Annotated in this window: 12 protein-coding genes; 7 read left to right on the top strand and 5 right to left on the bottom strand. The window is 73.3% G+C overall.

Going from position 1 to position 12,168, the window contains the following annotated elements:
* Window positions 1-123: 123 nt before the first annotated feature.
* On the top strand, window positions 124-666 hold the full coding sequence (locus O2V61_RS06695) for a GAF domain-containing protein (RefSeq protein WP_269182523.1): 543 nt from the start codon (window positions 124-126) through the stop codon (window positions 664-666).
* A 16-nt stretch (window positions 667-682) separates the two neighbouring features.
* On the opposite strand, the gene O2V61_RS06690 is transcribed toward O2V61_RS06695, so the two are convergent.
* A complete protein-coding gene (locus tag O2V61_RS06690; protein WP_269182522.1) occupies window positions 683-1,465 on the bottom strand; it encodes a hypothetical protein in 783 nt (260 codons plus the stop codon).
* Window positions 1,466-1,528: 63 nt separating this feature from the next.
* Here O2V61_RS06690 and O2V61_RS06685 point away from each other — a divergent pair, with 63 nt between their 5' ends.
* The gene (locus O2V61_RS06685; RefSeq protein ID WP_269182521.1) at window positions 1,529-3,325 is read left to right on the top strand and encodes a carbon starvation CstA family protein; all 1,797 of its coding nucleotides are present in this window, start codon (window positions 1,529-1,531) and stop codon (window positions 3,323-3,325) included.
* Entirely contained in the window at window positions 3,322-3,789 is a 468-nt protein-coding gene (locus O2V61_RS06680) for a hypothetical protein (RefSeq protein ID WP_269182520.1), read from the top strand. The genes O2V61_RS06685 and O2V61_RS06680 overlap by 4 nt, the downstream gene beginning before the upstream one ends.
* Here O2V61_RS06680 and O2V61_RS06675 read toward each other — a convergent pair.
* From O2V61_RS06675 to O2V61_RS06665, 3 genes are all read right to left on the bottom strand, one after another.
* The gene (locus O2V61_RS06675) at window positions 3,728-5,164 is read right to left on the bottom strand and encodes a M20/M25/M40 family metallo-hydrolase (RefSeq protein WP_269182519.1); all 1,437 of its coding nucleotides are present in this window, start codon (window positions 5,162-5,164) and stop codon (window positions 3,728-3,730) included. The genes O2V61_RS06680 and O2V61_RS06675 overlap by 62 nt on opposite strands.
* Window positions 5,161-6,672 (bottom strand): MFS transporter, encoded by a 1,512-nt coding sequence (locus O2V61_RS06670; RefSeq protein WP_269182518.1) that lies wholly within the window; start codon window positions 6,670-6,672, stop codon window positions 5,161-5,163. Before O2V61_RS06670 ends, O2V61_RS06675 begins: the two co-directional genes overlap by 4 nt.
* Before the next feature lie 75 nt (window positions 6,673-6,747).
* Complete coding sequence (locus tag O2V61_RS06665; RefSeq protein WP_269182517.1) at window positions 6,748-7,779, bottom strand: potassium channel family protein; 1,032 nt, start codon at window positions 7,777-7,779, stop codon at window positions 6,748-6,750.
* A 212-nt stretch (window positions 7,780-7,991) separates the two neighbouring features.
* Between O2V61_RS06665 and O2V61_RS06660 the strand changes: the two genes are divergently transcribed.
* Complete coding sequence (locus O2V61_RS06660; RefSeq protein ID WP_269182516.1) at window positions 7,992-8,501, top strand: mycothiol transferase; 510 nt, start codon at window positions 7,992-7,994, stop codon at window positions 8,499-8,501.
* A 41-nt stretch (window positions 8,502-8,542) separates the two neighbouring features.
* Window positions 8,543-9,766: an acyl-CoA dehydrogenase family protein gene (locus O2V61_RS06655; protein WP_269182515.1), complete on the top strand. Its 1,224-nt coding sequence runs from the start codon at window positions 8,543-8,545 to the stop codon at window positions 9,764-9,766.
* On the opposite strand, the gene O2V61_RS06650 is transcribed toward O2V61_RS06655, so the two are convergent.
* Window positions 9,763-10,017, bottom strand: a complete 255-nt coding sequence (locus O2V61_RS06650) for a hypothetical protein (RefSeq protein WP_269182514.1) — start codon at window positions 10,015-10,017, stop codon at window positions 9,763-9,765. The genes O2V61_RS06655 and O2V61_RS06650 overlap by 4 nt on opposite strands.
* A 97-nt stretch (window positions 10,018-10,114) precedes the next feature.
* Here O2V61_RS06650 and O2V61_RS06645 point away from each other — a divergent pair, with 97 nt between their 5' ends.
* Entirely contained in the window at window positions 10,115-10,417 is a 303-nt protein-coding gene (locus O2V61_RS06645; RefSeq protein ID WP_269182513.1) for a hypothetical protein, read from the top strand.
* Between the two features lie 136 nt (window positions 10,418-10,553).
* Window positions 10,554-12,164, top strand: a complete 1,611-nt coding sequence (locus O2V61_RS06640) for a glycoside hydrolase family 13 protein (RefSeq protein ID WP_269182512.1) — start codon at window positions 10,554-10,556, stop codon at window positions 12,162-12,164.
* Window positions 12,165-12,168 lie beyond the last annotated feature (4 nt).

Raw genomic sequence — 12,168 nt, 5'->3', positions numbered from 1 at the left:
CGCAGCCCCCCGACCGTCGCTAGGAGTAAGCGGACGATCACGCGTAGGCGAGGTCGCGCCGGTACCGGATCTGCGTCGTCTGCGGACGGTGGTTGCCTGCCGGACGAGGCGGATCATCGGGGCATGGTCCAGCTCGTCGTGGACGACGTCGTCCCGTTCGAGAACTGGACGGCGGCTGCCCGCGCCTCCCTCGCCTTCCTGCACCGCACCGTCGGCCTGGACGTCTGGATGGTCACCCACCTCCAGGAACCGGCGCAGGTGGTGCTGTTCTCCCATCCCCAGGAGGTCATCCCGCAGGGCACGGTGGTGCCCTGGGAGCAGAGCTTCTGCCACTCGATGGTGAGCGGCGTCGGCCCCCGGGTCGCCACGGTCGCCGCCGCCACCCCGGCCTACCGCGACCTGATGACCGGGCACGCCGAGCGGGTCGCCGCCTACATCGGCGTCCCGCTGGTCACCCGGGACGGTGCGGTGTTCGGCACCCTGTGCGGCGTGGCCTCCCGCGCACAGCCCCGCGCCCTGACCCGCCACCTGCCGCTGGTGGAGATGAGCGCCCGGATGCTCAGCACCCTGCTGCCCGACCCTCCGCCGGTGCCCACGGCCCACGCACCCAGCACCGACGCACCCAGCACCGACGCACCCAGAACCGACGCACCCAGCACCGGCTGACCCCCCGCGCCTGCGGTCACCGATGACCGGCCGCCCGCAGCGCCTGGCGGCAGCCGCGTTCCAGCGCCCGTTGCCGCCGCACCCGCACACGCAGGCCCGGTACCGGCTCCAGCGCCCGGCGCTCGGCCGGTCGCACCCCGGTGAGCCGGCCGTCGGCACAGTGACCGCTGGTCACGTGCACCGTCCACCGCTCCGCGTCGGGCACGGAGATCTCCTGACCGACCAGCACGGCCGGCCCGCGGGCACCGGGCGGCGCACCGGTCACCTCGAGGGGGTCGGCGTCCCAGTCGGTGACCCGGACGGTGCGCACGTGCAGCCCGTCGTCGTCGACCGCGAGCACCGCGTCGGCCGGGCCGTCCCGCCGCCCGCCGGGGACGACGTCGAGTGGATCGAGCAGCAGGACCAGCCGCGGCAGGTACCACCAGTGCTCCCGGCGCAGCATGGGTGAGTCGGCGAGTGCCCGGGACGGCGGGTGCTTGCGCAGCTCCTGGTCCAGCAGCTGCTCGGTGAACAGGCTGCCGTCGCCGTCCTCGACCAGGGTCAGCCGGCCGGTGGCCACCAGCGGCTGCCAGCCCGGCCCGGCCAGCCGCGGGTCCGACAGCACCAGCGCGGCCTCGCCTCCCGCGGCGGCCGCGTGCGCCGCCTCGACCTGGGCCCAGGGCAGCGCCACCGCCGGCCGGTCCCCCAGCCACAGCGGCACCACGCCGAGCGCGCCCGGTGACCGGCCGTCGGACCGCCACAGGAGCTCGGCCACCCCGGCGGCCCGGACCGCGGTGCTCAGTGCTGTGGTGCTGGTCACAGCAACTGTCTACCCTTCGCCCTGCGGTGGTCGTCCGGCCGCCCAGGACGTGGGGGGTCGACCGTGCCCGCATTCGCCGTGGCCGCCGTCGTCGGGGTGCTGTTCTTCCTCGGCTACCGGTACTACTCGAGCTACCTGGCGCGCAACGTCTACGTGCTGGACCCGGCCTTCCGGACGCCGGCGCACGAGTTCAACGACGGCGTCGACTACGTGCCGACCAACAAGCACGTGCTGTTCGGCCACCACTTCACCTCGGTGGCCGGCGCCGCACCGATCGTCGGCCCGGCGATCGCCGTCTTCTGGGGCTGGGGGCCGGCGCTGGCCTGGATCGTGCTCGGCACGATCTTCGCCGCCGGCGTGCACGACTTCGGGTCGCTCGTGGTGTCGGTGCGGCACAAGGCCAAGAGCATCGGGACGCTGGCCGGAGAGGTGGTCAACGGGCGGGCCCGGATGCTGTTCCTGGCGATCATCTTCTTCCTGCTGACCCTGGTGAACGCCGTCTTCGCGGTGGTCATCGGCAACCTGTTCGTGGCCAACCCCGGCGCGGTCATCCCGATCGTGGTCGAGATCCCGCTGGCCATGGCGATCGGCCAGTACATCTACCGGACCCGCTCCTCGGCGCTGATCCCCTCGATCGTCGGCGTGATCGTGCTCTACGCCCTGATCCTGGTCGGCAACGCCTTCCCGATCGAGCTCGACGGCCTGGCCGAGGCGCTCGGGGTCGAGCAGACCCGCAACGTCTGGGTCGTGCTGCTGTTCGCCTACACCTGGATCGCCTCGCGCATCCCGGTGTGGGTGCTGCTGCAGCCGCGTGACTACATCAACAGCCACCAGCTCTTCATCGCCCTCGCCGTCATCGCCGTCGGCGTGATCGTCGGGATGAACACCATCCAGGCGCCGCTGGTGAACGACGTCCCGGAGGGCGCGCCCAGCTTCTTCCCGTTCCTGTTCATCACCATCGCCTGCGGCGCGATCTCCGGGTTCCACTCCCTCGTCTCCTCGGGGACGACGTCCAAGCAGCTCGACACCGAACCCGACGCCCGCTACGTGGGCTACATGGGCGCGGTCGGCGAGGGCTCGCTGGCCACCGGCGCCGTGCTCGCCGCCACCGCGGGCGTGGCCGCCTCCCAGGCCGAGTGGCAGGCGCTCTACCCCGACTTCGCCACCGCCTCCGGGGGCGCCACCAGCAACTTCGTCAACGGCGTCGCGGTGTTCGCCAACAACATCGGCGTCCCGCTGGACCTGGCCACCATCTTCGCCGCGGTCGTCGTGATCAGCTTCGCCGCGACCACGATGGACACCGGCGTGCGGCTGCAGCGCTACGTCGTGCAGGAGATCGGCGAGATCATCAAGGTCCGGGCGCTGGCCCGGAACCTCACCCTCGCCACCACCGTCGCGGTGCTCATCCCGATGGCGATGGCGCTGCTGCCCGGCGGCGGGGAGGCCGGTTACACCTTCGGCGTCCTCTGGCAGCTGTTCGGGACGACGAACCAGCTGACCGCGGGGCTGGCACTGTCGGTCATCGCGGTGTGGGTGACCCGCCAGGGCCGCAACCCGCTGGCCGTGCTCATCCCGCTGGTCTTCCTGCTGGCGATGACCTCCTGGGCGCTCGTCGTCAACCTGCAGCGCTTCGTCGAGGCCGACAACTGGGTGCTCGCCCCGCTGGACGCGCTGATCTTCATCTTGGCGATCTGGCTGATGGTCGAGGCCGCCATGGCGCTGCGCACGGCGTTCCGGGAGCGTCCGCAGCCCGGCGCCGAGGCGCGGCCCACCTCCGATCCGGCCGTCGCCCGGGCCAACCCGACGTCCCCCACCGACGAGACGGAGCTGGGCCAGACCTCGCGCGACGAACCGCGATGAGGCACCGGGTCGTCCTCGTCCGGGGACCGCGCGCCGCCGCGGGCGGAGGCGGCTGCTGCAGCGGCGCCACCCGTCCCTTCGACTCCGGCGGCGGGCACCGGCACGTGCCCCCGGTCGACGACGTCGGCGCGGTCTACCGGGCGCTGCGCGCGGCGCTCCCCCGCGACGTCGCCGTCGAGGTCGTCTCGCCGACGAACTGGGTGTGGCTGGTCCCGGCCCTGCTGAGCGACGGGCGCCGCCGCGGGCTGCGGGGTGCGGCGCTGTGGCGCTCGGTGCGGGCCGGGATCGTGGTCGAGTCGCTGATCTGCGACGGGGCGGTGCTGGCCTCGGGCTGGCTGCCCGCTCCTGCCGCCGCGGTCGCCGCCGTGGAGGCCGAGCTGGCCGTGGCCGAGCTGGAGCAGGTCACGACCGCTGCAGCAGCTCCCGGTAGAACGCCACCCCGCGCGCCAGCGCCGCCACCGTGAGGTGCTCGTCGGCGGCGTGCAGGGACGCGAGCTGCGCCGAGCTGAGGTCGAAGGGCATGAAGCGGTAGACGCTGTCGCTGATCGTCGCGAAGTGCCGCGCGTCGCTGGCCTGCACCATCAGGTACGGGGTCACCGTGGCCCCCGGGTGCGCCGCCCGGATCGCCGCGGTCAGCGTCGCCCAGGCCTCGTTGTCGGTCCGGGACACCGGCGACGGGTCGTCGGCGCGAGTCGCCAACAGCCGCACGCTCGGGTCGTCGACGACCCGGCGGATGCGGTCGATCGCCGACTCGGCCGTCTCCCCGAGCACCACCCGGACGTTGGCCACCGCGCGGGCCCGGGTCGCGAGCACGTTGGGTGCCCGGCTGCCCTCCAGCTGGGTGATCGCCACCGTCGTCCGGACCAGGGCGCTGGCCTCCCGGCCGGCGCGGGACAGCAGGGGGGCCAGCGCCGGCCGCAGCAGCGCGGCATGCGCGTACAGCGCGCGGTACCCGGCCGAGGCGTGCCGGCCGACGGTGTCGACGAGCGCCAGCACCACGTCGCTGACCCGGGCCGGGAAGGCGTCCTCGTCCAGGCGGACCACTGCTCGGGCCAGCCGGGCAGGTGCGCCGCCGCGGACCGGCGACGACGCGTGCCCACCGGCGTCCTCGGTGGTCAGCTCGAGGTCGACGACCCCCTTCTCGGCGATGCCGACGACGGCGATCGGTCCGGGGACGCCGGGGAAGACGCCGGTGACCACGGCGCCGCCCTCGTCGACGACCGCCCAGGGGGTGATCCCCCGTGCGGCGAGGGTCTCGGCCGCCGTCCGTGCGCCGGTGCCGGCCACCTCCTCGTCATTGCCGAAGGAGAGGTAGACGTCCCGAGCCGGGCGGAAGCCCTCGTGCAGCAGCGACTCCACCGCCTCCAGGACGGCGACCAGGGCGCCCTTGTCGTCGATGGCGCCCCGACCGTGCACGACGCCGTCGATGACCTCCCCCGCGAACGGGTCGTGCGTCCACGCCTGGCCGTCGGCCGGGACGACGTCGTAGTGCGCCATCAGCACCAGGGGCGGGGCGTCGCTGCCGCTGCGCCACCGGAACAGCAGTGCCCCGGTGCCCAGCAGCTCCAGCTCCAGCTCCCGGTGGGTGTGCGGGTAGAGCTCGGCCAGCCGCTCCCGGAAGGTGGTGAAGACCGACTGGTCGGCCTGCTCGGGGTCGCGCCGGGAGACCGTCGGGATGCGGATCAGCTGCGCGAGGTGGTCGGCGGCACGGCAGGCGTCGACGGCGGCGACGTCTGCGGGCGGCACCTCCGGGTGGGCCGGTGGCCGGAAGCGGCGCACCCGGGTGAGGGCGGCGCCGGCTCCCACGGCGGCTCCGGTGGTGAGCAGGGTCCGCTTCATCCAGTTGTCTCCTCCCGGGCCGCAACGGTGCGGTCCTCGGTCTGCGCGGGGTCGGCGAAGGCCAGCCGCGGGACGAACACGAGCGCGACGGCGGCGACCAGCGCCGTGCTGCCGCAGATGGTCCAGACCGTCACGTACCCGGTGAGCGACCCGGCGGTGCCCGCCACCCCGCCGGCCAGCACGGGCGCGCCGGCGGCGAGGACCAGGGCGAACACCGAGGAGGCGAACATGCCGCCGATGACCTTGGTGGTGTTGGTGAGCCCGGTGGCGACGGCGGTGCGGCCGGCCGGGGCGGCCGCTGCGGCGGCGGCGGGCAGGGCCGCGACGAGCGCCCCGGAGCCCAGACCGGCGATCGTCATGCCGGCCAGCACCTGGCCGAGCTGGTCGTGGAAGGGCACCAGCAGCAGGTAGCCGGTGGCGACCAGGGACGCGGCACCGATCAGGGTCAGCCGTGGCGTGGTGAGCCGCGAGGCGTGGGCGAACTGGCTCGCACCGACCAGCATGGAGATCACGTAGGCGCCGATGACCAGCGACACCGAGCTGGTCGTCAGCCCGAGGCCGTAGCCGTAGACGTCCGGGTCGGTGCGGGCGAACGTGGACAGCGGGCCCTGCGCGCCCAGCACGCTGACCCCGAACAGCCCCGCGGTCAGCTGCACCGGCCACATCGCCGAGCTGCGCAGCACGCGGAAGTCGACCAGCGGGTCGGGCTGCCGCAGCTCGTAGCGCACGAACGGCACCACCAGGAGGAGGCCGGCCGCGACCACCAGCCACGGCCAGGCCTGCTCACCGTTGAGCCGGACGAACGTCAGCCCCCCGGTGACCACCAGCAGGATCGCGGTCAGCAGCGCGGCACCGCCGGAGTCGACCACCCCCTGCATCCGGTCGGTCCCCTCCGGCACCAGCCGCCAGACGACCACGACCACCCCGACGACGAGCACGCCGGGGGCCAGCAGCACCAGCCAGAGCGCGTCGCCCAGCAGGCCGCCGATCACCCCGCCGCTGAGCGCGCCCACGATGGCGCCGAGCTGCAGCGCGGCGACGATGAGGCCGGTGGCCCGCCGGGTGCGGGCCGCCGTGTCCGGCAGCCCGCGGGAGCGGCTGTAGATCAGCGCCACCTGCAGCGGCAGCCAGGCCGCGTAGACGCCCTGCACGGCCCAGGCCAGCAGGAACACCGGGAACGTCTGGGCGAACGCCAGCACGATGGTGGCCACCGCGACGACGACCGCCGACCAGAGCAGCATCCGGCGGTGCCCGTGCAGGTCACCGAGCTTGGCCAGCACCGGGACGGCGATCGCGGAGAGCATCAGCTGGCCGGCCTCGAGCCAGTTGACGTCGGCGTCGTTGATCCCCAGGTGCCGGGCGATGTCGGTGAGCAGCGGGATGTAGTAGCCCTGCAGGACGCCGCTGGTGAACTCGACGAACACCAGGTAGCCGACGAGGCCGGCCCCCATCCGGGCCTGCCAGCGCGCCGCCCGACCGCCGGTGCGCTGCGTCGCCGACTGCTGCATCGAGCCCGCTCCTCGCTGTGGTCGGTCCGGGGCGGCCAGCATCGACGAGGTGCTCGGCCGACGCAAACAGCCGGTTCAGCGGGCGGCGAGCAGTTCCCCGGCGTCGATCCGGCGGCGGCCGACGTAGTAGAGCGTCGTCCCGTCGGCCACCGGGGTGTCCCAGGCCGGGCTGACCGTCAGGCCGTCGGGCCCGCGCAGCGCCAGCACCGTCGCGCCGAAGGCCTGCCCGAAGCGCATCTGGCAGTCCCCGAAGGTGCCCAGCCGGTGCCCGGAAGGCAGCCGGACCGAGTAGGTGTTGCCGTGGCCGTGGCTGCTCATCAGGTCGCCGTAGACGTCGGTGAGCCCGGGGTCCAGCGCCTCCTCGGTGATGAGGAAGGGCATGTGCCACTGCACGCAGGCGATCCGGGAGTCGACGTACCGGAGGTTGTCCCGGCGGTCCAGGTCGCGCAGCGCGGCCACCTTGTGCACGTCCGGGGCCGCGTGGTGCACCGCGACCGCGACCGCCAGCGTCTCGTTGTCGTCCCGCCCGTCGATCACCACCACGCGGGCCGCGGCCACGTTGGCCCGGGTCATGACGTCGGCGTGGCTGAGGTCGCCACGGACGAAGGACACCTCGGTGCGTTCCGGCACCGGGTCCTCCGGCACGTCCTCCCAGGCGCACAGCGCGACCCGGCTGCGCCCCTCGGCGGCCAGCTCGGAGAGCATCCGCTCGGTGCGGCCCGGGAAGTACCCCAGCACGACGACGTGATCGGTCAGGTCCAGCTCTTCCACACCCTTCAGGCGCCGGCTGCGGACCGACTGCAGGTAGTCGGCCAGCCGGGTGAACAGCAACGTCAGCGTGACGATGCCACCGATGATCACGTAGGCCCCGACCACGTGGCCGGCGGCGGAGACCGGGAACAGGTCGCCGTAGCCGACCGTGGCGGAGGTGACGACGAAGTACCACCAGTAGTTGGCCGGCGCGACGATGTCGCTGTCGGCCCCCTCCACCAGCGCCATCGCGGGCCAACTCGTCACGAAGACGAAGACCAGGACGGCCAGCGGCAGCCGCCAGCCGCGCAACCGGGCCTGCACCACCCGCGAGAATCGCGAGAACAGGGTGAACACGGGCCTCCTGCCGGGTCGATGTCCCCGGCAACCTAGCGTGCGCCCCGGAGTCGGGTCAGGGTGTCGTCATGACGACACCGGCCGACGACGACCTCCCTGAGCCCCGGGACATCGCCCTGGAGCAGGCCACCCCCGAGCAGGTCGAGCAGCTGGAGGAGGCCAGCGAGCCGCCGGGCGAGTGATCCGCCGGGCGCTCGGGTAGCCCGGCGATCATGGAGAGCCAGGACCTGCTGCTGACTGCGTTCGACAACGTCGAGGAGGCCGTCCGCGGGGCGGTCGAGGGCATCGCCCCCGAGCTGCTGACCGCCCGGATCGACCCGGACGCGAACACGATCGCCTGGCTGGTCTGGCACCTGACCCGGGTGCAGGACGACCACGTGTCGGAGGTCGCCGGGACCGAGCAGGCCTACACCGACGCCGGGTGGCACGACCGGTTCGGGCTGCCGTTCGACCCGGGCGCCATCGGCTACGGGTTCAGCAGTACCGACGTCGCACGCACCCAGGTCACCGACCCGCAACTGCTCCTCGGCTACCACGCCGACGTGCACCGCCGGACCGCCGAGTTCGTGGGCACGCTGACCGCCGCGGACCTCGACCGGGTCGTCGACGAGCGCTGGGACCCGCCGGTGACCCTCGGCGTCCGGCTGCTCAGCGTCGTCGGTGACGACCTCCAGCACGCTGGGCAGGCAGCCCTCCTGCGCGGCTCCCTGGAGCGGCGCTGAGCACACGGCACCGAGTGCCAGCCAGGGGTAGCTTCGCAGCGGTGAGCAACGACGCTTCCTCTGACTTCTACGCCCTCGACGACCTCCTGGAGCCGGAGGAGATCGAGCTGCGGGACCGGGTCCGCGACTTCTGCGCGCGCGAGGTCACGCCGATCATCAACGACTACTGGGAGCGGGCCGAGTTCCCGTTCGAGCTGGTCCCGAAGATGGCCGAGCTGGGCATCGCCGGCGGCACCGTCGCCGGGTACGGCTCCCCCGGGATGAGCGCGGTCGCCGCTGGGCTGGTCGCCGCCGAGTGGGCCCGCGCCGACGGCAGCCTGGGCACCTTCTACGGGGTGCACAGCTTCCTGGCCATGCAGTCGATCGAGCTGCTGGGCGACGAGGAACAGCGCGAGCGGTGGCTGCCGGCGATGGCCCGGATGGAGTTGATCGGCGCGTTCGGCCTCACCGAGCCCGCGCACGGCTCGGACGCCGTCGCCCTGGAGACCAGCGCCCGCCGGGACGGCGACGAGTGGGTGCTCAACGGCGCCAAGAAGTGGATCGGCAACGGCACGATCGCCGACCTGGTGCTCATCTGGGCCCGGGACTCCGACGGTGCGGTCGGCGGGTACGTCGTCCCCAAGGGCTCGATCGGCTGGACCGCCACCCGGATGACCGGGAAGACCGCACTGCGGGCGGTCTGGCAGGCCGAGATCACCCTGGACGAGGTTCGGGTGCCGGCGGAGAACAAGCTGGCCAACTGCCGCTCGTTCAAGGACGTCTCCGTGGTCCTGGACCGCACCCGGTACACCGTGGCCTGGCGGGCACTGGGCATCGCGGAGGCCGCCTACGAGCTGGCGCTGAAGCACACGATGCAGCGTGAGCAGTTCGGCCAGCCGATCGCCGGCTACCAGCTGGTGCAGGAGAAGCTGGCCCGGATGCTGGCCGAGATCACCAGCATGCGGCTGCTGAGCTGGCGGTTGAGCAAGCTCGCCGACGAGGGTCGGATGACCGCAGCCATGGCCTCGATGGCGAAGATGAACAACTGCAAGAAGGCCCGGGCGATCGTGGCCGACGCCCGGGACCTGTTCGGCGGCGACGGGATCCTGCTCGAGCACCACATCGCCCGGCACCACGCCGACATCGAGGCGATCTACACCTTCGAGGGCACCGACCACGTGCAGGCGCTCATCGTGGGCCGGGACATCACCGGGATCTCGGCGATCACCGGTCGTCGGAGCGCTCGCGCCGAGCGGAAGCCGGCGGACACCCCGCAGTCGATCTAGCCGACCTGTCGCAGTGCCGGCGCCGTGAGGCGCCGGCACTCGGCACAGGTGTCGCGGCCCCTGCTCATCCGCTGCCACTGCTGCGAGCCCCAGATCTGCACGATCGACCCACAGACGGCGAGCTCCACCTCCCCGTCGAGCTCCTCGGCGGGCCGGTGCGCCTCGACGGCGTGCCAGGACTTGGGCTGGTCGACCGGCTGGGCCCAGGATCGACGGTCCGGCCGGGCGAATCCGACGGCGTAGCTGTCCACGCTCTTCCTGTGCCCCGCGTCACAGAGGGCCAATCATGGGTGTCCCGCCGTCCCGGCTCCCGCGCTACCGTCGACGACGACTGGAGGGGGTGTCCCGGTGGACCCGGTGAGCCTGGGTGTGGGTGCACTGCTGATCGCCGTCGGTTACGCGGCCGGCCGGCTGGGGCGTCGCCGTCCGACCGGCCCGCCGGTGCCCCAGGCCGTGTGCGCCTGCGGCCACCCGCTGAGCCAGCACGACCCCGAGCGGGGCACGTGCCACTCCGAGATCGCCCGGGACGCCTACACCAAGCGCGGCAAGTGGGCCGGGCACACCTGGGTCGCCTGCAGCTGCCGCCAGTACATCGGCCCGCGGCCGATCGACGAGGTCTTCGCCCCGCGCCTGCTCCCGCCATCGGACTGAGCCCCCCGACCGGCCGGCCCCGGCGCGCCGGGTTGGCGAGATCCGCCAGAGACCGCGGTGGCCCTTCGTGATGCGCGCCACACAGTTCGCCGGCTGAGCTGCCGATGGTGAGGACATGTCACGTCGGCTCGCAACGATGCGGACCTCGACCGAGCAGCAGGTCGCGGCCCAGCGGTCCCCGTCGCCCTGGTGGCGGTCGGCCGTGGTCTACCAGGTCTACCTGCGGTCCTTCGCCGACGGCAACGGCGACGGGATCGGCGACCTGGCCGGCCTGCGCTCCCGGTTGCCCTACCTGTCCTGGCTGGGCGTCGACGCCCTCTGGATCAACCCGCACTACCCCTCCGGTGGGGCCGACGGCGGCTACGACATCTGCGACTACCGGGCGGTCGACCCCGACTACGGCGACGTCGCCGACCTGGAGGCCCTGGTCGCCGACGCCCGGCAGCTCGGGCTGCGCGTCGTCCTCGACGTCGTCCCGAACCACACCTCTGACCAGCACCCCTGGTTCCAGGCCGCACTCGCCGACCCCGACTCCCCCGAGGCCGCCCGGTACCACTTCGCCCCGCCGTCGGAGGAGCCGCCGAACAACTGGCGCTCGCTCTTCGGCGGCCCGGCCTGGTCGCGCACCCCGGACGGCCGCTGGTACCTGCACCTGTTCGCCCCCGAGCAGCCGGACCTGAACTGGCGGGACCCGGCGGTCGCCGCCGACTTCGAGAAGACGCTCCGGTTCTGGCTCGACCGTGGGGTCAGCGGGTTCCGGGTCGACGTCGCCTACGGCCTGTTCAAGGACGCCGGGCTGCGGGACAACCCGGGCGCCTACTCCCCCACCCTGTTCGGCCACGGGCCCGAGCAGGCGATGACCTGGAACCAGCCCGAGGTGCACGACGTGTGGCGCCAGTGGCGGTCGGTCTGCGACGAGTACCCGGACACCATGCTGGTCGGCGAGGTCTGCCTGGCCGACCTGGAGCAGGTCGCGCTGTACTCCCGGCCCGACGAGATGCACCAGTCCTTCTCCTTCCGGCTGCTCAAGTCACCGTGGGACACCGCGGCCTTCGCCGATGGGGTGCAGAGCGCGCTCGACGCCTTCGGTCAGGTCGGCGCCCCGGTCTCCTGGGTGCTCGGCAACCACGACAAGGACCGGCAGGTCACCCGCTTCGGCGGCGGCGCCCTGGGCACCGCCCGCGCCCGGGCCGCCGCGCTGCTGATGCTGGCACTGCCGGGGTCGGCGTACCTGTACGCGGGCGACGAGCTGGGGCTGCCCCAGGCCGTGGTGCCGGACGAGGCGAAGACCGACCCGATCTTCTTCCGCAGCGGCGGCGAGCGCGCCGGCCGCGACGGCTGCCGGGTGCCGATGCCGTGGAACGACTCGGACGGCGTCGGCTTCTCCCCCGACGGCGCGGCCCAGCCGTGGCTGCCCATCCCGGCCGAGTGGAGCGGCTACGCGGTCTCCGGGCAGACCCGGGACGGCGGCTCGATGCTGACCCTCTACCGGCGGGCCCTGGCTCTGCGTGCCGCCCACCCGGCGCTGGGCTCCGGCGAGGCGACGGTGAGCACCCGCGGCGACGTCCTGACCGTCCGCTGTGTCGGGGAGGAGGAGACGGTGCGCTGCGTGGTCAACATGGGCGCGACCACGGTGCTGGTCCGCTCCCGCGGTCAGGTGCTGCTCGCCTCGGCCACCCGGGTGCACGCCTCGGCCGGCAGCATCGCCCTGCCGCCGAACACCGCCGTCTGGCTGACCGAGGACTGATGCG

Source organism: Modestobacter sp. VKM Ac-2985, from assembly GCF_026967925.1.
GTDB lineage: Bacteria > Actinomycetota > Actinomycetes > Mycobacteriales > Geodermatophilaceae > Modestobacter.
Note: the sequence above shows the minus strand (reverse complement) of the source record. Positions and strands in the feature narration are given on the sequence as shown.

Excerpts from the sequence above, each read along its gene's own strand:
- O2V61_RS06695 (WP_269182523.1), top strand. The coding sequence starts at position 124 with ATGGTCCAGCTCGTCGTGGACGACGTCGTCCCGTTCGAGAACTGGACG.
- O2V61_RS06680 (WP_269182520.1), top strand. The coding sequence starts at position 3,322 with ATGAGGCACCGGGTCGTCCTCGTCCGGGGACCGCGCGCCGCCGCGGGC.
- O2V61_RS06675 (WP_269182519.1), bottom strand. The coding sequence starts at position 5,164 with ATGAAGCGGACCCTGCTCACCACCGGAGCCGCCGTGGGAGCCGGCGCC.
- O2V61_RS06670 (WP_269182518.1), bottom strand. The coding sequence starts at position 6,672 with ATGCAGCAGTCGGCGACGCAGCGCACCGGCGGTCGGGCGGCGCGCTGG.
- O2V61_RS06660 (WP_269182516.1), top strand. The coding sequence starts at position 7,992 with ATGGAGAGCCAGGACCTGCTGCTGACTGCGTTCGACAACGTCGAGGAG.
- O2V61_RS06640 (WP_269182512.1), top strand. The coding sequence starts at position 10,554 with ATGCGGACCTCGACCGAGCAGCAGGTCGCGGCCCAGCGGTCCCCGTCG.